Here is a 20829-nt window from a genome sequence, read left to right on the forward strand (position 1 = left end):
GCCGAGGGGTCGTCGCCGAGACGGGCAGCATTAGGGTAGGTGCATCCCTGTCGGTTCCCTCACGGTTTCTCCGCGCAGCGCGCGCCAGGTCCGCCGTGCGCGAGCGTGCAGCGGCGGATCACAAGTGTGCACCGGATGCGCTGGCGGGGCAGGTCGAATCGTTGCGAGTGGCCCGATAAGCTGAATCGGTGAATACGCGCACCTCCTGGATTGTTTTTTGGATCGGTGCCCTGGCATACATGGTGGCCGTCCTGCAGCGCGCCACGATGGGTGTCGCCGGGGTTGCCGCCGTCGAGCGTTTTGATGCCTCCGCCGCGGCCTTCTCCACCCTTGCGGTGATGCAGTTGGTCATCTACGCGGGCATGCAGGTGCCGGTGGGCGTGCTGATCGATCGACTCGGGCCACGGGTCCTGATCATCTTCGGCCTGGGGTTGCTCGCGGTGGGTCAGGTCATCCTGGCGATTGCCGACCAGCTCGGGGTTGCGGTCCTCGGGCGCATCCTGGTGGGCGCGGGTGACGCGGCCATCTTTGTGTCAGTGCTGCGCCTGATTTCGTCCTGGTTTACCGGGAAGTGGGTCCCGCAGCTCTCGCAGTGGATCGGAAACATCGGTCAGCTGGGTCAGGTTCTCTCGGCCCTTCCCTTTGCCTGGGTGCTGCACAAGTTTGGCTGGAGTCCGGCGTTTCTGAGCGCCGCCGCCCTCTGCGTGCTGGCCCTGGTCCTGGTTTTGGCGACCGTGCGTGATCGTCCGCGGGACGCCCCGGTTCCGCCACCCGTGGGCACCTGGGGTCAATCGGTCCGCGAGCTGGGGATGGCGCTGCGCCGCCCGGGAACCCAGCTGGGGTTCTGGTCGCACTTCACCACCCAGTCCCCGGGCACCGTGTTCTCGCTGCTCTGGGGGATTCCCTTCATGGTTTATGGGCTCGGCTTCACCGAGGGCTTTGCCGCGGCCATGCTGCTCGTGGTGGTGGCCTCCGGTATCGCGATCGGTCCGGTGCTGGGCCTACTGAGCGCGCGCTATCCCTATCGGCGCAGCAACATCGTGCTGGGCCTGGTCTTCGCGATCGCCGTGGCCTGGGCCGCCGTGCTGCTCTGGCCAGGCACGCCGCCGCTCTGGCTGGTCATCATCCTGCTGGTCGCGATGGGGGCCGGGGGACCGGGATCGCTGATCGGCTTCGACTTTGCCCGCACCTATAACCCCTCGCGGGTGCTCGGATCGGCCAACGGCCTGGTGAACGTGGGTGGATTCAGTGCGAGCTTCGTGATCATGTTCCTGATGGGGGTGATCCTGGACCTCGTCGGCGGCCACGGCGGTCCGCCCGCCGAGGTGTACTCCCTGCACTCCTTCCGCTTTGCGATGATCGTGCAGTTTGTGGTGATCGCGTTCGGCGTGGTGATGCTCTTCCGAGCGCGTCGTCGCACCCGCTCGATTCTGTCCGAGGATGGGATCGAGGTGGGCCCCGTGTGGGTCGCGATGATTGCACGTTTGCGCCGCAAAGATGGTCGCGACGGTCAGGACGCCTCCTGAGCTATCCCCAGTTGGGGAATAAAAACCCAGATCCCGGGGTTAAATTCAGCGTCTCCCCGCCAAAAACCCTCGCCAATACCCCATGTTTTGCTCGTGGCGCAAGGGGTTGTGGCAAAAAGGCCTTCCAAAGCATGGCATAATGGAGGGAAGGACCCGTTCTTGACCGAGCGTGAGGTGGCTTAATTGCCGCGCAACACATTCGGACTTGACATGGGTCCTAGTAATGTCCGAAAACTATCGTGGATTGAGGATGGGTGGGGGATACCACGTACCCCTCCTCAAGACTGAAAGGTGCCTCCATGGCAACCAAGAAAGTGCAGGCTTCGGAAGCCACCGAAGCTGAAACTGTAGCGCCCGCAAAGGCGACTCGGAAAACACCAGTAAGGAAGGCCGCCGCGGCCGAACCGGCAAAGAAGCCGGCGACCAAGCGTGCCGCAAAGAAGGATGCGGTGGACGAGGTTCTCGACGCACCCGACATCGAGGAGGGCGCAGACGAGGAGGAAACCGACAAGAAGTCGGACATTCCCGAGAACCTGCCCCAGGACGCCCTGGTTCTGTCCTCGCAGAACGACGAGGATGAGGTTCCGGTCTACTCGGCAGCCATCACCGGTGCCACCGCCGACCCCGTCAAGGACTACCTCAAGCAGATCGGTAAGGTTGCGCTGCTGAACGCCGCCGAGGAGGTTGAGCTTGCGATGCGTATCGAGGCCGGCCTGTTCGCCGAGGACAAGCTTGCCAACGAGGCCGACGGCATGACTCCGCAGCTCAAGCGTGAGCTGATGTGGGTGGCCAAGGACGGTCAGCGCGCCAAGAGCCACCTGCTCGGTGCGAACCTCCGTCTGGTGGTGTCGCTGGCTAAGCGTTACACCGGTCGTGGCATGCAGTTCCTGGACCTGATCCAGGAGGGTAACCTCGGCCTGATCCGCGCGGTGGAGAAGTTCGACTACACCAAGGGCTTCAAGTTCTCGACGTATGCCACCTGGTGGATTCGTCAGGCGATCACCCGCGCGATGGCCGACCAGGCTCGCACGATCCGTATCCCCGTGCACATGGTTGAGGTCATCAACAAGCTGGCCCGCGTGCAGCGCCAGATGCTGCAGGACCTGGGCCGCGAGCCCACCCCCGAGGAGCTGTCGAAGGAACTCGACATGACCCCGGAGAAGGTCATCGAGGTGCAGAAGTACGGCCGCGAGCCCATCTCGCTGCACACGCCGCTGGGCGAGGACGGAGACAGCGAGTTTGGTGACCTCATCGAGGACACCGAGGCCGTGGTCCCCGCCGACGCCGTGGGCTTCACCATGCTGCAGAAGCAGCTGGAGTCGCTGCTGGACTCGCTCTCCGAGCGTGAGGCCGGCGTGATCCGGATGCGCTTCGGCCTGGGGGATGGCATGCCCAAGACCCTGGACCAGATCGGTGACACCTTCGGGGTGACCCGTGAGCGGATCCGCCAGATCGAGTCGAAGACGATGGCCAAGCTGCGCCACCCGTCCCGCTCGCAGTCGCTGCGTGACTACCTTGAGTAAGCCGGGCGGCGTGAAGTATGTCCTGCCGATCCTCGCCGGACGGGCCGCGCGTTTCGCGACCCGTCTGCGCGGGGGCGGCAGCGCCCTGCCGGGAGTGGTTGTCCAGAAGCTCGCGCCCAACGTCATGCGTGACGTGGCGGCGGGCCTCCCGCACGGCGTGGTGTTCATCCTGGGTTCCAACGGGAAGTCCACCACGACCAACATCATGACCGACGTTGTGCGTGCACACGGCCTCAAGGTGTTCACCAACCCCAGTGGCGCCAACATGCCCCAGGGCATCGCCTCGGCGCTGCTCAAGGAGACCTCGCTGACCGGTCGCCTGGACGCGGATATCGCGATCCTGGAGATCGACGAGGGCTACGGTGTGGTGATTGCCGAGCAGCTGCGTCCGCGTGCCGCGGTGATCCTCAACCTACTGGTTGACCAGATCTACCGTTTCGGTGAGCCCGACCGGGTCGCAACCATGTTCCGTAACATTGCCCACGCGGTGGACGGCTACGTGGCGCTGAACCGCGACGACAACTTCCTGGCCAAGCTCGGTACCGAGCTCGAGCAGGGTGGCAAGCACCGGGTGGAGTACTTCGGTTCGACCCCCGAGGCGCTGGCCTCCGCCCCGCACGGTCAGGCTTCGGCCCGAGACTACTCGGAGATCGAGGCGTCCGCCAACGGCGCACACCCGGTCGCCGAGGTGGTTTCGGCCTCGGGCAACGAGGCGGTCATCCGCTTCGCCGGTACCGACTACCCGATCACCATGCCGAGCCGTGGACTGCACTATGCGGTCGACGTGGCCGCCACGCTGACTCTCGCCGCGCACACCCTGGGTGAGCGCTTCGATGTCAACATCGCGCTGAAGGCCGTCCAGGCGGGTAAGACCGTGTACGGTCGCGGCGAGATCATGACCGTGGGTGACCGCGAAGTCGAGATCCTGATGCTCAAGAACCTGGCGTCGCTGCAGCTGAACCTGGATTCGCTCACCTATGAGCCGGACTCGGTGCTGTTTGCCTACGATGAGTCGTCCTACGACCCCTCCTGGCTCTACAACGCCGATCTGTCCAAGATCAAGCACGTGGATGTCATCTCGGGCCCCAAGGGTGCGTTTGTCGCGACCCGACTGGCCTATGAGGGTAAGACCTTTGACCGGATCATCCCGGATGTGACCGAGGCCGTGCAGGCGGTGCTCGACGGGCCGCGCCCGGCGAGCGGACGCCACACATTCTTCCTCGACTATGACCAGATGATGGCAACCCGGAAGTACCTGGGTTATAAGGACCTGGAAGCAGGTGCGGCCTCGTGACCGTCTCCATTCTTGAACTCTTCTCCAACGACCTGGCCCTGAACGGTGATACCGGCAACCGGCGTGCGCTCGCGCACCGTCTGGAGCTCGCCGGTATCGAGGTCGAGCAGCGCACCTACAACCCGGGGGACACCCTGGGAATCCTCCCCGACATCGTCGTGGTGGGGACCGGATCCTCGAGTGCACAGCGTGCCCTCGCCCCCGAGTTTGCGCAGATCGCCGAGCAGCTGCGCGAGTGGGCCAAGGCGGGTGTGGTCTTCCTGGCCGCCGGTGCCGGGTTCCACCTGCTGGGCAAGACGATCAAGCTCGACGCCGATACCGTGATCGAAGGTGCCGGGGTCTTTGATGTGACCGTGGATGCCACCGCGGCGCGGATCGTAACCGAGGCGTTTGGTATCGATGGGCAGTTTGGTCTGCTGATCGGAACCGAGAACCACTCGGCCGTGACCACCCTGGCTCAGGGGATGGCCCCGATTGGTGCCGTGCGCAACGGCTTCGGTAACGGCGATGGCCTGGAGGGCGCGGTTGTGGGCAATGCCTACGGCACGCACCTGCACGGTCCGGCGCTGGTCCTGAACCCGGTGTTTGCCGATCACCTGATCAGCCTGGCCGTGGCCCGCACCGGAGACACCTACATCAAGAACGACAAGCACGATGAGCTGGACCAGACCATCGATCTCGCCCGCGAGATCCTGATCGGCAAGCTCCCGCGCTAGCGCCTTCGAAATTGCGAAAGCCCCGTCCGAACCTCGGTTCCGGCGGGGCTTTCTCGTCCCATGCTGGTGCCCACACGCCAAAGCGTCGCCGCCCGGTTTCCCGGACGGCGACGCGTGGTTTGGGGGACTCGCCCTGGTCGCGCTGTTTCGACAGCGTCGGCGAGTGGGGGCGGGCCCTTAGGCGCGAGCCTCGCTGAGGCGGGCGCTCTCGTCGTGCCAGTTCGAGGCGACGGCGGCGAGCTTCTCCTGATACTTCTTGCCGTGGTGAGCGCAGAACATGAGCTCGCCATTGGCAAGGGTTACCCGGACGTAGGCCTGTGCGCCGCAGCTGTCGCAACGGTCGGCCGCGGTCAGTGCCGGGGCGTCCACCACGCTCGGAGCGCTTTCGGTGATCTGTGTCATGTTTTCCTCCTGACCGGTGAGGAGGCCAATCGTTCGGCCTCACGTCTTATCCAACCACGTCCGGGGGCAAATTCATTCCGTTCCGGGGCAATTTCGCTAGGCGCGTACGCTCAGCCCGCTCACAACGTGTCGATGGCAGGTGATGTCGGGGGTTTTCGGTAGAATTTATCCCTGTGACCACTGAATACTCCGCGCGCCACCTCTCCGTCCTCGAGGGCCTTGAGGCGGTGCGGAAGCGACCCGGTATGTACATCGGGTCCACCGACTCCCGCGGCCTCATGCACTGCCTCTGGGAGATCATCGATAACTCGGTGGATGAGGCGCTGGCGGGCTTCGGAACCAGGATCAACATCCTGTTGCACCACGACGGCTCGGTCGAGGTACGCGACACCGCCCGCGGTATCCCCGTAGATATCGAGCCCAAGACCGGGCTGAGCGGTGTCGAGGTGGTCTTCACCAAGCTGCACGCCGGCGGAAAGTTCGGGTCGGGTTCCTATGCCGCCTCGGGTGGTCTGCACGGTGTGGGTGCCTCGGTGGTCAACGCGCTGAGTGCGCGCCTCGACGTCGAGGTGGACCGCGGCGGCAAGACCTGGCTGATGTCCTTCAAGCGCGGCGTGCCCGGCGTCTTCGAGGACACTGGCGCACCGACCCCCGATGCTCCGTTCACCCCGTTCACCGAGTTTGGTGAGCCGGCGCTGCGCCCGATCGGCAAGGTCGCCAAGGCCAAGACCGGTACCCGCGTGCGCTACTGGGCCGACCCGCAGATTTTCACCAAGGGCGCCAACTTCCAGATGGACGACCTGATCGGTCGCGCCAAGCAGACGGCGTTCCTGATCCCCGGCCTCGGCATCGCCATCGAGGACTCCCGCGGCGAGGAGACCGAGTCGCACGCCTTCGAGTTTGACGGCGGCATCTCCGAGTTTGTGGACCACCTGGCCCCGGATGCGGCGATCACCGATGTGTGGCGCCTGACCGGAACCTCGACCTTCACCGAGACCGTGCCCGTGCTGACCGACGGTGGGGCGATGGTCCCCACCGAGGTGGAGCGCGAGTGCACCGTGGATATCGCGCTGCGCTGGGGCACCGGCTATGAGACGGTGATGCGCAGCTTTGTGAACATCATCGCCACCCCGAAGGGCGGCTCACACCAGACCGGTTTTGACCAGGGGCTGCTGCGCTTCCTGCGCGCCCAGGTCGAGGCCAACGCGCGTCGCCTGAAGGCCGGAAACGACAAGCTGGATAAGGACGACGTCCTGGCCGGGCTGACCGCGGTCCTGACCGTGCGCCTGGCCGAGCCGCAGTTCGAGGGGCAGACCAAGGAGATCCTGGGTACCCCCGCGGTGCGGGCGATCGTTGCCTCGGTGGTGTCCGGTCAGCTCAAGGAGCGCTTCGCCTCGACCAAGCGGGACGACAAGACCCAGACCGCCCTGGTGCTGGACAAGGTTGTCGCCGAGATGAAGTCGCGGATTTCGGCGCGCACCCACAAGGAGACCCAGCGCCGCAAGAACGCGCTGGAATCCTCCTCGCTGCCCGCCAAGCTGGTGGACTGCCGCAGCAACGATGTGGAAACCTCCGAGCTATTCATCGTCGAGGGTGACTCGGCGCTGGGCACCGCCAAGAATGCCCGCGACAGCGAGCACCAGGCGCTGCTGCCGATCCGAGGCAAGATCCTTAACGTGCAGAAGTCCTCGGTGTCCGACATGCTGTCAAACGCCGAGTGCGCGGCGATCATTCAGGTGATCGGCGCCGGATCGGGCCGCAGTTTCGATCTTGACGCCGCCCGCTATGGCAAGGTCATCATCATGAGCGACGCCGACGTGGACGGCGCTCACATTCGCACCCTGCTGCTCACGCTGTTCTTCCGTTACATGCGGCCGATGATCGACGCGGGCCGGGTTTACGCGGCGGTGCCCCCGCTGCACCGGGTGGTGCAGATCAACCCGGGCTCCAAGCCCAATGAGACGATCTACACGTACTCCGAGCAGGAGCTGCACGACCTGCTGGCCGAGTTCAAGGCCACCGGAAAGCGCTACCAGGACCCGCAGCGATACAAGGGCCTGGGCGAGATGGACGCCGACCAGCTGGCCGAAACCACGATGGAACGCTCGGGACGCACCCTGCGTCGCGTACGCATGGGCGACGCCGAGCGCGCCTCCAGGGTGTTTGAGCTGTTGATGGGAAGCGACGTGGCGCCGCGTAAGGACTTCATCGTGGAGCACTCGGCGGACCTCAGTCGCGAACGCATCGACGTCTAGTCTGCTCCGGCAGATGCCGAATAGCCAGGGTGCGCGCTAACCCACTGGGGCACACCACGTCACCTCGGCGCACCAAATCATAAAGGGGCCCGGTCCCACTCATCTGAGTGAGACCGGGCCCCTTTATCGTGGGACCTATTCCAGGTCGAGGTCCAGGGTGACGGTGTCGGCGGGTTCCACCGAGAGGACGCCGTCGGTGTCAAAGCCGAGTGGCTGGGCCGGGGTGGCCGAGGCGCGGGTGGGGATCCGGATCACGTCGCCATCCTCGAACGAGGGGGCATCCAGGGGACCATCCTGCGGAGCGTCACCATCGGACGCGGCGGCAGGGCCCGAACCAGTGTCGGGCTGGATCGCCCGACCCAGATAGGTCACCACCTGCTCAAGCGCGGCACCCGAGGCATCGCGTCGGCCCACCGGCTCGGGCAGCGGACGCGCCGAGCCTTCGACCGAGAGCGCACGCACGGGACCGGGGCCCACCCAGGCGCGTTCGAGGTGGGACTCACCCTTGAGAAACGCGTGGGCCCGGACACCACCGGTCGCGCGGCCCTTGGCGGGGAAATCGGCAAACGTCGAGGTCTTGGCGCGGCCCGGATCGGTGCCGGGGATCGTGCCCTCGGCCACCGAGATCGTGGTCACCAGGATCTCCTCGGCATGCGGTGCCGCACCGAAGAACAGCACGCGGGCGCTACCCACCAGCGCGACACCGGCCATACCACCCGCGGGCGCACCCTGCGGGCGCACCGAGGAGGCGACAAAGTGCAGCAGCTTCGCGTCCGAGGTGACAAAGATCAGCTCATCGGTTTCGGCGGGCTGGCCGAGGCCCACAACCTCATCGCCGGGCTTCAGCGCGATCACCTCAAACTCGGGCTTATTCGGCCAGGCATTCGCGGTGACCCGCTTGACCACACCCTGGGCGGTCCCCAGCGCAATCGGGCGGTCGCTGCCCAGATCCACCAGGGCCAGCACCCGCTCCTTTTTGTTGGTGAGCGCGATGTAGTCGGAGATCTTGACACCCGCCGCCAGATGGATCGAGGCGGCGGGCACGGCCGGGAGGTCGATGGGGGAGAAGCGGATCAGGCGCCCCAGGTTGGTCACGGCACCGATCTCGGTGCGTGAGGTGGTCTCCAGCACCGAGGCGATCGCGTCGTGCTTGGCGCGGCGCGGCGGCGCGGTAATCGTGACCTCCTCGCCCGCCGGGCGGTCCACCCGCAGTGCGCGACCGGTGGCGCTCAGGAAAATGGTGCAGGCCACATCGGCGACCTCAAGAACAACACCGGCCTTCTTCCGTGCGGACCCGGCGATGCTCGGGGCAGCCTCGGTCAGCATGGTGCGCCGCGGGGTCCCGAACTTCTCGGCCACGGCCTCAAGTTCCTTGGACACCTGGGTGCGGATCCGACGGGTGCTACTCAGCAGCTTCTCCAGCTCGGCGATCTGCACCTGCAGCTCATCCCGCTCGGTTTCCAGCTCCATCCGCGAGAACTTGGTCAGGCGACGCAGCCGCAGCTCGAGAATGTACTCGGCCTGCACCTTGGAGAGATCAAACACCTCCTGAAGCTTCTTGCGAGCAATCTCCGAGTCATCGCTGGCGCGGATGACCTGGATGACCTCGTCGATATCGACGATCGCGATCAGGAGTCCCAGTACCAGGTGCAGGCGTTCCTTGCGCCGGGCCAGGCGGAACTTGGAGCGACGGGTGACCACCTGAATGCGGTGATCCACGTAGACCTGGAGCAGCTCGCGCAGACCCAGGGTCCGCGGACCGCCGTCCACCAGGGCGACGTTGTTGATACTGAAGCCGTCCTCCAGCGGGGTGAACCGATAGAGCTGTTCCAGCACGGCCTCGGGGCTGAAGCCGGTCTTGATGCCGATGACCAGGCGCAGGCCGTTGGTTCGGTCGGTGAGGTCGGTCACGTCCGAGATGCCCGAAAGCTTCTTGTTGTTGACACCGTCCTTGATCTTCTCGATCACCCGCTCGGGGCCCACCAGATAGGGCAGTTCGGTGACCACCAGGCCCTTTTTGCGCGGGGTGAGGTTCTCGATGGTGACCTTGGCGCGGGTCTTGAAGGCGCCGCGGCCGGTCGCGTAGGCGTCCTTGATGCCGGCGAGACCCACGATCGTCCCGCCGGTGGGCAGGTCGGGGCCGGGCACGTACGCCATCAGCTCCTCAAGGGTAGCCTTGGGCTTTTCCAGCAGGAAGCGTGCGGCGCCCACAACCTCGATCAGGTTGTGCGGGGCCATGTTGGTGGCCATACCCACGGCGATACCGCTGCCACCGTTGACCAGGAGGTTCGGATAGGCGGCGGGTAGGACATCGGGCTGCATGAGCGCGCCGTCATAGTTGGGGATGAAGTCCACGACGTCCTCGTCGAGGTTTTCGGTCATCGCCAGGGCGGTCGCGTCCAGGCGCGCCTCGGTATAGCGGGGCGCCGCGGGACCATCATCCAGCGATCCGAAGTTTCCGTGGCCGTCGATCAGCGGCAGGCGCATCGTAAAGGGCTGGGCCAGGCGCACCAGGGCGTCGTAGATGGGGGCGTCACCGTGCGGGTGCAACTTACCCATGACCTCGCCCACCACGCGGGCGGACTTCACGTGGTTGCGGTCGGGGCGCAGCCCCATATCGGCCATTTGATACAGGATGCGTCGCTGCACCGGCTTGAGACCGTCGCGCGCATCCGGCAGCGCCCGCGAGTAGATGACCGAGTAGGCGTACTCCAGGAAGGAGCCCTCCATCTCATCGGTCACATCGACATCGAGGATGCGTTCGGCGGGGGCGGCGCTGGTGGAAGCGGAGTCTTTTCGGGTCATTCCATAGTTTCGGATGGCCGCGCGAGGAGAACGGCGCGAGGGCGGATGGGAGCCGGGTAAACCATGCCTTCTGTGGCACACTTAACCCGATGCCTTCAATGTTACCGACACGCACCGACGTTTCCCGCAGCCAAGCCGATATCCTGCCGAATCTCGTCGCCGCCCTGCGCCCCGAAACGGGCCTCCCGGCGCCCGCAACGATGCCCGGAGAAACCCTCACTTCGGCGCAGTCGGCCATCCTGATCGTGGTGGACGGACTGGGGGCGCAGCAGCTGCGCGAGGCCAAGCCCTACGCCCGCTTCCTCACCGCGCGGAAGTTCCCCACCCTGCAGTCGGTGTTCCCCAGCACCACCGCGGCCAGCCTGACCGCGATCATGACCGGTGCCTGGCCCGGGGAACACGGCGTGGTTGGGTATGAAATGCGTGATGCCGAGAACGATCGCATCGTCAACGGCCTGACCGGCTGGGACGATCGGATGGTTCCCGAAACTTGGCAGCTGCGCGAACCCCTGTTTGAGCAGGCGAATCGGCTGGGCCTGCGTCCCTTCGCCGTGGGCACCGGGAAGTATGCCACCAGCGGCATGACCCGGGCGATCTTGCGCGGGGCCACCTATGTCCCCGCGGACCGCATTGCCGAGCGCTTCGAGCAGGCGGCCAAACTCGCCGAAACCCCCGGCGCGCTGGTGTATCTCTACGTGCCCGAGCTCGACCAGATTGCCCACCGATTCGGCGTGGCCGATGATCGCTGGCTGGCTGCGCTCGAAGACCTCGACGCCGAGGTGCGCAAGCTGCATGCACGCGTGGGGGCCGGCGTGGGGATCGCGCTGAGCGCCGACCACGGCATCGTGGATGTGCCCGACTATGCCCACGTCCTCTTTGATCAGGATCCCGATCTGGTGGCCGGGATCGGACTGATCGGCGGGGAGCCTCGAATGCGACACCTCTACTTTGACGTCGGGGTTTCCCCCGAGCAGCGCGCGGCAACCCTCGGAGCCTGGCGCGAGAGCGAGGGGGAGCGCGCCTGGGTACTCTCCCGGGACGAGGCGATCGCGGCGGGCCTGTTCGGAGCCGTGAACCCCACCGTGGCTCCGCGGATCGGTGACATTTTGGTGGCCGCGCGGAAGCGGATCGCATACTACGATTCCCGTCCGGCGGATCAGAGCTCCCGCCGCATGGTGGGCCAGCACGGGTCCCTCACCGAGGATGAGGTGCTGGTGCCGTGGATCACCCTCGGTGCCTGGGCCCCGCCGGGCCGAAGCTAGCGGCCACGCGGTCTCTCGCCCCGATCGCCCTGGCGGCGCAAGCCTGCCTTCGCAGGCACCGCCCTGCGAGCCAACGATGCTCGGGGAACGGTGCTCGGGGTCGGAACCTCGCTGAGCGGGTTCCGATCCCGAGCCGGAAGATTTCCTGGATTCCCGGAGCCTACGCCCCGGGAATCCAGGAAAGTCCGTGGCGTTAGCCTCGCTGAGCCCGCGCTCGACGCACGGCACCGAGGGCGATGCCGGCGGCCACCAGCAGCAGGGCGATGATCGCACCCGCCTGACCGGCGGCACCGGTCTGAGGGAGACCGCCACCCGGCTGGGCGCCCGGGGCGGCGATCACGCCGGGCGTTGCGGCACCGCCGTCACCCGGGGCGACCGGAGTCGGGGTGGCCGAGGGGTTTCCGGGATCCGGAGTCTCGGCATCCACCGCAACCCGAACCTTCCCGGACCAGCTGGCGCTGGCCGAGACGTTTCCGGCGGCATCCACCGCGCGCACCTCGACGCTGTGCTCACCATCACCGAGGACGATCGGTCCCTCGGCGCGGATCCACTCGGCGTCGTCCTCGGCCGCGACCTCATCCTGCGCGGCGTCCTCGGTCGGGACGGCGGCGGCCAGGGCCACCGTCTCGACCCGGGCGGCCGGTTCGGTTGAGACGTTTCCGGCGGGCAGGAAGCGGTACTCCACCCGGGGTGCCGGGAGGAAGTCATCCGAGGCCGTCACCGTGAGGGTGACCTTCTTGGTGTAGAAGCCGTTGGGGCCCGGCGCCGCGGGGTCTGCGGTGATCGAGACGGTCGGCGCGCTGCTATCCACGCCGGGGTAGGACACCACCTGCGCGGTCATGGTGGCGGGGGAGCCACCCTTGACCTGGGCACCGGTGCCGTTGATGACGTGGTTGATGCCGCCGGTACCGTTGAGGAACACCGAGGTCAGCGACTCGAAGCGCACGTTGGCGTTCTGCGGCGCCTGAACACCACTCTCGGCGTACACGTGGTTGCCGTTGTTGCGGGTGTCATCGAAGAACGAGTACACACCCATGCCCTGGGCCAGGTGACTGGTCACGGTGTCGGCCACACGGTAGGAGGAGTATCCCAGCCGGGTGCCGTCCATGTAGTCGGCCTGGGTGGGCGGGTCGTAGGGGAGTTCACTCTGGTAGAAGATGGTGCGGCCGTTGTTGCCGTTCCAGATCACCTGGTTCTTGCCGTAGTGCTCCACAAACAGACCGGTCGCGGTCACGTTGTCCGCATTGACCACCACGCCGTGGTCGCCCACGTTGGTGTGCCAGTCGACGCCGTCGCCGTGGTCGGCGCGCCAGGCCCAGATGTGATCGAGGAGGGTGTTCGGGGTGTTTACCTCGATCGAGGTGGTCGCGTTGCCGGCCCAGGGGCCACCCACGCGGATGAACACATCGGACAGGGTGGTGGGGTTCGCCACCTCGGCGGCGGTGGCACCCCGGGGGCCCACCTGAACCAGCACATCGGAGTTCTTGGTGTGTGCATCCACGGTGATTCCCGCGAGCTTGACGCCGGGGACGTCGGCAATCTCGATGGCCGCGGTGCCGTTGTTGGGCACCAGCGATGCGTAGCCGAGACCCAGCACCACGGTGTTGGCCCGGGTGACCTTGATCGGGGCGTTCAGGTAGTACACCTCGGGGGTCAGCAGAAGGTTCTTACCGGAGGCAAGGGCCGCGTTGATGGAGGCGGCGGTGTCGCCGGCCTTGGCGATGTAGAAGTCGCCAATCGGCAGGGACTGCCCGGCCGAGGCATCGGTGGACCAGTTGGCGCCGGTGGAGTTGGTGTGGGCCTTGGGGACAAAGACCTTAAAGTCGTTGCCGTCCTTGTACAGGAACGGAATCTCGCGGGAAACCGGGGTCTTGTCGACGTTGGTGGTCACGCCGACGCCGCCGGCGCGGGGCTGGCCGAAGTCGGTGGCCGGGGCGTTCTGCACGCCGGAGAACACGTTGTTCCAGACACCACCCTCCCAGGTTCCCACCTCGGAGTTTCGGGTGAACCACTGCTGCTGGGATCCGGTAACGATCTGGCCGTCGACCTTGCTGTCGGCAAGGTAGCCGCCGCTGGCATACTCGCCCACGCGGCCAAACACCGTCAGGTCACCCTTGATGTGAATGCGTCGGAGCGGTGCCGCCTGCGAGACCGCAAAGCGCATCTGGTGCGGGGCCGTGATTCCGCTGGGGAAGGGGCGGGTCGCATCCACGCCGACCGGCTGCTGAATCGGGTTGAACGCCAGGTTGCTCATCGACCGCCAAAACTTGGTGAGCGAGCCCGGCTGCTGGCAGTCCCAGGGGTTCGCCTCGCACACACGCTCGGGCTCCACGTGAATGGCACCGTTGATGAGCACATCGTCGGGGGAGGCCCCGAGTCCGGAAACCGACTGGTAGTAGCCGAGTTCCGAGTTGATGATGTTGGTCGCGGCCAGGGGGTTGTCGGCGTTGTTGTTCACGCCGTAGGTGCCGGGGGCGAAGAAGAACTGGTGGCGCTTGAGGCTGAATTCTCCCTCGTGGGAGGCGGCCTGAAGTGCGGAGTTGATCGCGTCCACACTCCAGTTTTCGTCAAAGATCGTGACGTTGGGGCCAAAGAGCGGATCGGCACCGTGCGCGGCGGGTGCCGTGACGATCGTTCCGGCCGCGGCCAACGCGAGAATCGCGGCGGCCGACACGGCTAAATTTGGCCCATTTTTTTCACGCAATAATTTCGATCGCATGTGTTCTCCCTTGAACAAATGTGAGGGGCGTTTCATCGACATCGGCGTCGACAGGTGCAGGCTAGCCATTTACTTACTTACCTGTCAACAAGTAAATTTCCCGGCCACTCAAAACCCCCGAGATTACGCGGAATATCGGGCTATTTCCGCATATTCATCCGAGTTTACATACTGCCTGATTTAGAGAAAACAGGGGAGCGTGACGGTCGACTGTCGGTGCCGAGAGTCGCGACGAGACGGCTACTTTTTGAGCCGAATATGTGGTCAAAAAGGACTCACGCGGAGTGACGAAAGCCATCCGAAACCGAGACGGGCGTGCACCCCGAGTTGACTTATTTGGGAGCGCTCTCATAGGATCGGGGCACCGATTGGGAGCGCTCTCACAGCGTCCCAATCTCGAGCGATGACGCTCACCCCACCACCACGAAGGAGTGATTGTGAACAAGAGTGCTTTCCGAAAAAGCGCGGGCGCCGTTGCGCTGGTATCCGCGGCCGCACTGGTCCTGGCCGGCTGCGCGAGCGACGGCGGCGAGGCCGGATCGGGGAACGGCAAGATTACCCTGACCGTGGCCACGTTTAACGACTTCGGCTACACCGATGCGCTGCTCAAGGAGTACAGCGACGCCCACCCGAACGTCACGGTGGTCCACAACCGGGCGGCGACCAGCAACGATGCCCGCGCCAACTACTTCCAGAAGCTCGGCAAGTCCGGCCTGGCCGACATCGAGGCCATCGAGGTGGACTGGCTGCCCGAGGTCATGAAGTACTCGGACATGCTGGCCCCGGTACCCGAGAAGCTGCATGATCGCTGGCTGGACTGGAAGGTCAACGCCGCGACCGACTCCGACAAGAACCTGATCGGATACGGCACCGACATCGGCCCCGAGGCCATCTGCTACCGCGGCGACCTGTTCGCCGAGGCGGGCCTGCCCACCGACCGCGCCGAGGTGACCGCGCTGCTGACCGGCGGTTGGGACAAGTACTTCGAGGTGGGTAACGAGTACACCACCAAGACCGGCAAGCCCTTCTTCGACTCCGCCGGCGGCACCTACCAGGGCATGATCAACCAGGTCGAGGCGGCCTATGAGAACCCCAAGACCGGTGACGTCACCGCGACCGAGAACCCCGACGTCCGCAAGATCTACGACGAGGTACTCGCGGCCAGCAAGACCCAGTCGGCAAAGCTCGGCCAGTGGTCCGATGACTGGAATGCCGGACTCGCCGACGGCGCCTTCGCCACCATGCTGTGCCCGGGATGGATGCTCGGTGTCATCGAGGGAAACGCCAAGAACGTGACCGGCTGGGACATCGCCAATGTCTTCCCCGGCGGCGGCGGAAACTGGGGCGGTTCCTACCTGACCGTCCCCGCCAAGGGCAAGAACGTCGAGGCCGCTCAGGAGCTCGCCGACTGGCTGACCGCCCCCGAGCAGCAGATCAAGGCCTTTAGCAACTCGGGCAACTTCCCCAGCCAGAACGAGGCGCTCACCAACGCGACCCTGCTCGAAGCCACCAACGAGTACTTCAACAATGCCCCGATCGGGTCGATCTTCTCCGAGCGCGCACAGGCGGTCACCGTGTCGCCGTTCAAGGGCGAGAAGTACTTCCAGATCAACGATGCGATGCAGAAGGCGCTCACCCGCGTCGAGGAGGGCACGCAGGACGCGGATACCTCCTGGAAGCAGTGGGTATCCGAGGTCAAGGCCATTAAGTAACGAGGCACCCGGGTGGGGCGGCGGTATCGCCGCCCCACCCTCTTTCCCCGTCAAACGTTCTGTCTAGGAGCATCGTGTCCTCTTCCACCACCGCGCCCGGCGGCGCCCGATCCCGCCCCCGCGCCGCCCGCCGCGTGGGTTTCGGCGGCAGCCTGTCCCGCTGGGATCTTAAGCTTTCCCCCTATCTCTACATCTCCCCGTTCTTCATCCTGTTTGCGGTCGTGGGACTCTTCCCGATCGCCTTCACCGCGGTCATCTCCTTCATGGAGTGGGACCTGGTGCGCGGCACCGGCGAGTTCATCGGGCTTGAGCAGTATGCCTACGTTCTCGGCCAGCCCAAGTTCTGGCTGGCCCTGCGCAACACGTTCAGCATTTTCCTGCTCTCCAGCGTTCCGCAGCTGATCGTGGCCGTGTTCATCGCCTCACTGCTGGACAAAAACATCCGTGCCAAGACCTTCTGGCGGATGGGTGTGCTGGTGCCCTACGTGATGGCCCCGGTGGCCGTCGCCCTGATTTTCAGCAACATGTTTGGTGACCGCTACGGCATCATCAACACCCTGATCCAGACGATCGGCCTGGAGCCGATTCCCTGGCACTCCAACGCCTTCTTCAGCCACGTCGCCATCGCCACGATGGTGAACTTCCGCTGGACCGGTTACAACATCTTGATTCTGTTGGCCGCGATGCAGGCGGTCTCGCGAGACTACTACGAGGCGGCCACCGTGGATGGGGCCGGCCCGATCAGGCAGTTCTTCTCGATCACCCTGCCGAGCCTCAAGCCCACGCTGATCTTTGTGATCATCACCTCGACCATCGGTGGCCTGCAGATCTTCGACGAGCCGCGCATGTACGACAGGCCCGGCACCGGCGGTCCCAACAGTCAGTGGCTGACCATCTCGCTCTACCTGTACAACACCGGCTGGGGAGAGTGGAACTTCGGCCGGGCCGCGGCGCTGGCTTGGATCCTGTTCATCATCATCCTGCTGATCGGCGTGATCAACCTGTTTGTCACCCGCAACCTGGTTCGGGACGAGGGTGGGCACCGTCCGCCCACCCGGCGCGAGCGCCGTATCGCCGCACGCGACCGGGCCGCCATGTCCGCCGCGGTTGCCCCCAGTTCGAATTCTCAGGAGGTATCGCGATGAGCGCACCCACGATGTCGCCGTCCACCGCCACCCCGGCTCCGGCACCGCGCCGCCGGACCGTGCGCGGCTCCCGTCCCGGCTGGATCGTCTACGGCGTGCTCGGCGCGATGATCGCCGGGAGTCTGTTCCCGTTCTGGTGGTCGTTCCTGATCGGTTCGGGGGATGCTCAGACCATTCGTAACCCCTCCTGGATTCCCGGCGGAAACTTCATCGACAACGCCCTCACGGTGATCAATGATCCGGCGGTGAACTTCTGGCTGGCCCTCTGGAACTCCTTCTATAGCTCGGCGCTGATCGCGCTCTCGGTGGTGTTCTTCTCCACGCTGGCCGGCTGGGCCTTTGCCAAGCTCAAGTTCCGCGGCGGCAATGTGCTGCTGATCTTTGTGATCGCGACCATGGCCGTGCCGACCCAGCTCGGCGTGGTTCCGCTGTACATCCTGTTCTCGGACCTGGGCTGGACCGGCACCATCGGGGCGATCATCGTCCCCGCGCTGACCAGCGCGTTCGGGGTGTTCTGGATGACCCAGTATCTGCGCCAGGCCGTGCCCGACGAGCTCCTGGAGGCCGCGCGGGTCGACGGTGCCAGCTCGTTCCGTACCTTCCTGACCGTGGGGCTGCCGGCCGCCCGTCCGGCGGCGGCGATGCTGGCGCTGTTCACCTTCATTTCCTCCTGGAACAATTTCTTCTGGCCGTTTATCGTGCTGGATCGTCAAAACCCCACCCTTCCGGTGGCCCTCTCGCTGCTGCAGTCGAACCACTTTGTGGACTACTCGATCGTGCTGGCCGGGGTGCTGCTGTCCACGATTCCGCTGCTTGTCCTGTTTGTCTTCACCGGCAAGCAGCTGGTGAGTGGGATCATGGCAGGAGCGGTCAAGGGTTAGTTCGTTTCTCAAGAAAGAGATCACCATGTCATCACCACGCTCCTTCCCACGGGACTTCGTTTTTGGCGCGGCCACGGCCGCATACCAGATCGAGGGTGCCGCCTTCGAGGATGGGCGCACAGCGTCGATCTGGGATGAGTTCGCCCGGGTGCCGGGTGCCGTCATTAACGCCGATAACGGCGATGTGGCCTGCGATCACTATCACCGCTACCGCGAGGATGTGGCGCTGATGAGGGAGCTGGGGCTGGAGTCCTACCGCTTCTCCACCTCCTGGTCGCGGGTGCGGCCGGATGCGGGAGCGGTGAACCCGGCAGGGATCGACTTCTACAGTCGCCTGGTGGACGAGCTCCTGGAGGCCGGCATCATGCCCTGGCTGACCCTGTATCACTGGGACATGCCGCAGGCCCTCCAGGAGCGTGGCGGATGGACCGTGCGCGAATCCGTCGACCTGTTCACCGAGTACGCGCTCTCGGTGCACGATGCGCTGGGGGATCGGGTCACCAACTGGGCGACCCTGAACGAGCCCTGGTGTTCCTCCTTCCTCAGCCACATCGCCGGAGCACACGCCCCCGGCCACCAGGACACGGGTGAGGGACTGCTCGCCGCGCACCACCTGCTGCTCGGACACGGACAGGTGGTGCGCGAGCTGCGCGCCCGCGACGAATCGCTCAACCTGGGGATCACGCTCAACCTGACCGTGGCCGACCCGGTAGATCCGCACGCCGAGGGCGACCGCAACGCGGCCCGCAAGCTCGACGGTCAGTTCAACCGCTGGTTCCTGGATCCGGTGTTCCGGGGTGTGTACCCGGCCGACATCCTGGCCAATATCCGCACCGAGGAGCCGCTGGCCCTGAAGCGCCTGGAGGCGGCGGTACACGAGGGAGACCTGGCGGTGATCTCGACCCCGATCAACACGCTGGGCGTGAACTACTACCAGGGGGAGTTTGTGTCGGGCACCGCTCCGGCCGTCCCGCCGATCGAGCTTGAGGCCCCCACCGACCGTGCGATTCGTGCCCCCTGGCCGGCCCCGGCCGATATCCACCCGCATGAGCGTGGCCTGGCCCGCACCGGACAGGGCTGGGAGGTTCAGCCCGAGGGGCTGACCCGCGTGCTCACCCGGGTGTGGGAGGAGTACGCAAGACCCACAAACACGGCGCTGTATGTGACCGAAAACGGTGCCGCCTACGATGATGAGGTGGCGATCGAGGACGGCCAGCAGCGTGTGCACGACGTCGAGCGGACCGCGTTCCTGCGGTCGCATCTGGGCGCGGTGCTCGACGCCGCCGAGGCCGGGGTGGACGTGCGCGGATACTTCTACTGGTCGCTGATGGACAACTATGAGTGGGCCTGGGGATACCGAAAGCGTTTCGGTATCGTGCGGGTGGATTACGACACCCAGCAGCGCACGCTCAAGGACAGTGCCATGGAGTATCATCGGATCATTCGGAACCGGACCCTGTCCATTCCGACGTACACGGGTGTGCCGCTGTACCTGCACACGCACTAGTCAAGGAGGCGCCGAGTGGGCCCCGCACAACCCCCGGTCACACTCGAGGCGGTCGCCGCGCTGTCTGGCGTTTCCCGCTCCACGGTCTCCCGCGTCGTGAACGGCGCCCAGGCGGTGAGTCCGGCGGCCCGCGAGGCCGTGGAACGCGCGATCGCCGAGCTCTCCTATGTGCCGAACCAGGCTGCCCGCAGCCTGGTTCGGCGCCAGACCAAGGCCATCGCACTGGTGGTTCCCGAGGACACCAGCCGCTTTTTTGGTGATCCCTTCTTTGCCACCGTGGTTTCCGGGGTGCACCGCCGGCTCAGCCAGTCCGACTATGTGCTCAACATCTTTATCGCCACCGATGACGACGGCGATAAAACCACCGCCTACCTGCGCGGGGGCAACGTGGATGGGGCGATCGTGATCTCCCACCACGCGCGGGACCGCTTCGTGGACCGCATCGCGGACGCCCTTCCCGTGGTGTTTGGCGGGCGCCCCAACCGCATGCGCGGCACCGTGGGGGACTACTTTGTGGACATCGATAACGCCGAGGGTGCGCGCATGGCCACCCGGTACCTGATCGAGCGAGGGTCGCGGCGTATTGCCACGATCACCGGTCCGCAGGACATGCCCGCGGGCCGAGATCGCCTCACCGGATTCCAGGACGCCCTGCGCGCCGCGAACCTGCCCGACACGCTGGTGGAACTCGGCGACTTCTCCGAGCACAGCGGCGAGCTGGCGATGGAACGACTCCTGCGGCGCGGCGGAATCGACGGACTCTTTGTCGCCAGCGACCTGATGGCTCGCGGGGCCCTGCGCACGCTGACCGCCGCGGGCATCATGGTGCCCGAGGATCTTCCCCTGGTGGGATTCGACGACTCCTCGGTGGCCACCGAGGTGAGCCCGGCCCTCACCACCGTGCGTCAGCCCTCGGGGCTGCAGGGCGAGCTGATCGCCCAGCGTCTGCTGGAGATCCTGGCGGGGGAGTCTCCCGAGGTTGAAACCATCGTGTCGGCCGAGCTGATCATTCGCGAATCGGCCTAGCCGAAGCGCACGCACCACGGTGCGCTCACCACGGCGCACTCACCTTGGCTCGCTCA

At 65.6% G+C, this 20829-nt stretch carries 14 protein-coding genes; 11 read left to right on the forward strand and 3 right to left on the reverse strand.

The annotated features are described in order from the left end of the window. The first annotated feature begins 188 nt into the window (after positions 1–188). The 4 genes from C7C57_RS07980 to C7C57_RS07995 all read left to right on the forward strand — a co-directional run bounded on the left by C7C57_RS07980 (position 189) and on the right by C7C57_RS07995 (position 5059). A complete protein-coding gene (locus C7C57_RS07980; RefSeq protein ID WP_187978225.1) occupies positions 189–1526 on the forward strand; it encodes a nitrate/nitrite transporter in 1338 nt (445 codons plus the stop codon). A gap of 299 nt (positions 1527–1825) precedes the next feature. Next, positions 1826–3049, forward strand: coding sequence for an RNA polymerase sigma factor (locus C7C57_RS07985; protein WP_030143595.1), 1224 nt, complete (start codon positions 1826–1828; stop codon positions 3047–3049). Further along, positions 3033–4343, forward strand: a complete 1311-nt coding sequence (locus C7C57_RS07990) for a Mur ligase family protein (protein ID WP_156027384.1) — start codon at positions 3033–3035, stop codon at positions 4341–4343. The genes C7C57_RS07985 and C7C57_RS07990 overlap by 17 nt, the downstream gene beginning before the upstream one ends. Continuing rightward, a complete protein-coding gene (locus tag C7C57_RS07995; protein WP_051701872.1) occupies positions 4340–5059 on the forward strand; it encodes a type 1 glutamine amidotransferase in 720 nt (239 codons plus the stop codon). The genes C7C57_RS07990 and C7C57_RS07995 overlap by 4 nt, the downstream gene beginning before the upstream one ends. Positions 5060–5236: 177 nt before the next feature. Here the strand turns inward: C7C57_RS07995 and C7C57_RS08000 are convergent, their stop codons facing one another. After that, positions 5237–5461 (reverse strand): hypothetical protein, encoded by a 225-nt coding sequence (locus C7C57_RS08000; RefSeq protein WP_030143592.1) that lies wholly within the window; start codon positions 5459–5461, stop codon positions 5237–5239. 173 nt (positions 5462–5634) lie between these two features. Here C7C57_RS08000 and C7C57_RS08005 point away from each other — a divergent pair, with 173 nt between their 5' ends. Continuing rightward, complete coding sequence (locus tag C7C57_RS08005; protein WP_187978226.1) at positions 5635–7716, forward strand: type IIA DNA topoisomerase subunit B; 2082 nt, start codon at positions 5635–5637, stop codon at positions 7714–7716. Positions 7717–7851: 135 nt separating this feature from the next. On the opposite strand, the gene C7C57_RS08010 is transcribed toward C7C57_RS08005, so the two are convergent. After that, positions 7852–10521, reverse strand: a complete 2670-nt coding sequence (locus C7C57_RS08010) for a DNA topoisomerase (ATP-hydrolyzing) subunit A (protein WP_187976032.1) — start codon at positions 10519–10521, stop codon at positions 7852–7854. Positions 10522–10610: 89 nt separating this feature from the next. Between C7C57_RS08010 and C7C57_RS08015 the strand changes: the two genes are divergently transcribed. Further along, positions 10611–11783, forward strand: a complete 1173-nt coding sequence (locus C7C57_RS08015; RefSeq protein WP_187976033.1) for an alkaline phosphatase family protein — start codon at positions 10611–10613, stop codon at positions 11781–11783. Between the two features lie 193 nt (positions 11784–11976). On the opposite strand, the gene C7C57_RS08020 is transcribed toward C7C57_RS08015, so the two are convergent. Beyond that, positions 11977–14457: an adenylyl cyclase gene (locus C7C57_RS08020; protein WP_187976034.1), complete on the reverse strand. Its 2481-nt coding sequence runs from the start codon at positions 14455–14457 to the stop codon at positions 11977–11979. Between the two features lie 482 nt (positions 14458–14939). Here C7C57_RS08020 and C7C57_RS08025 point away from each other — a divergent pair, with 482 nt between their 5' ends. From C7C57_RS08025 to C7C57_RS08045, 5 genes are all read left to right on the forward strand, one after another. Continuing rightward, on the forward strand, positions 14940–16214 hold the full coding sequence (locus tag C7C57_RS08025) for an ABC transporter substrate-binding protein (RefSeq protein ID WP_187976035.1): 1275 nt from the start codon (positions 14940–14942) through the stop codon (positions 16212–16214). Between the two features lie 71 nt (positions 16215–16285). Beyond that, positions 16286–17359 (forward strand): carbohydrate ABC transporter permease, encoded by a 1074-nt coding sequence (locus C7C57_RS08030; RefSeq protein ID WP_187978321.1) that lies wholly within the window; start codon positions 16286–16288, stop codon positions 17357–17359. Then, complete coding sequence (locus tag C7C57_RS08035; protein WP_187976036.1) at positions 17356–18240, forward strand: carbohydrate ABC transporter permease; 885 nt, start codon at positions 17356–17358, stop codon at positions 18238–18240. The genes C7C57_RS08030 and C7C57_RS08035 overlap by 4 nt, the downstream gene beginning before the upstream one ends. Positions 18241–18265: 25 nt before the next feature. Continuing rightward, positions 18266–19747: a GH1 family beta-glucosidase gene (locus C7C57_RS08040; RefSeq protein WP_187976037.1), complete on the forward strand. Its 1482-nt coding sequence runs from the start codon at positions 18266–18268 to the stop codon at positions 19745–19747. Between the two features lie 15 nt (positions 19748–19762). Continuing rightward, positions 19763–20773 (forward strand): LacI family DNA-binding transcriptional regulator, encoded by a 1011-nt coding sequence (locus C7C57_RS08045; protein WP_187976038.1) that lies wholly within the window; start codon positions 19763–19765, stop codon positions 20771–20773. Positions 20774–20829 lie beyond the last annotated feature (56 nt).

The sequence above is a fragment of the Mycetocola sp. JXN-3 genome, assembly GCF_014522285.1.
GTDB classification, from domain to species: domain Bacteria; phylum Actinomycetota; class Actinomycetes; order Actinomycetales; family Microbacteriaceae; genus Mycetocola; species Mycetocola saprophilus.

Bases quoted from the DNA above. Each gene is read 5' to 3' on its own strand.
- C7C57_RS07985 (WP_030143595.1), top strand. From the start codon at position 1,826: ATGGCAACCAAGAAAGTGCAGGCTTCGGAAGCCACCGAAGCTGAAACT.
- C7C57_RS08035 (WP_187976036.1), top strand. From the start codon at position 17,356: ATGAGCGCACCCACGATGTCGCCGTCCACCGCCACCCCGGCTCCGGCA.
- C7C57_RS08000 (WP_030143592.1), bottom strand. From the start codon at position 5,461: ATGACACAGATCACCGAAAGCGCTCCGAGCGTGGTGGACGCCCCGGCA.
- C7C57_RS08040 (WP_187976037.1), top strand. From the start codon at position 18,266: ATGTCATCACCACGCTCCTTCCCACGGGACTTCGTTTTTGGCGCGGCC.
- C7C57_RS08015 (WP_187976033.1), top strand. From the start codon at position 10,611: ATGCCTTCAATGTTACCGACACGCACCGACGTTTCCCGCAGCCAAGCC.
- C7C57_RS08010 (WP_187976032.1), bottom strand. From the start codon at position 10,521: ATGACCCGAAAAGACTCCGCTTCCACCAGCGCCGCCCCCGCCGAACGC.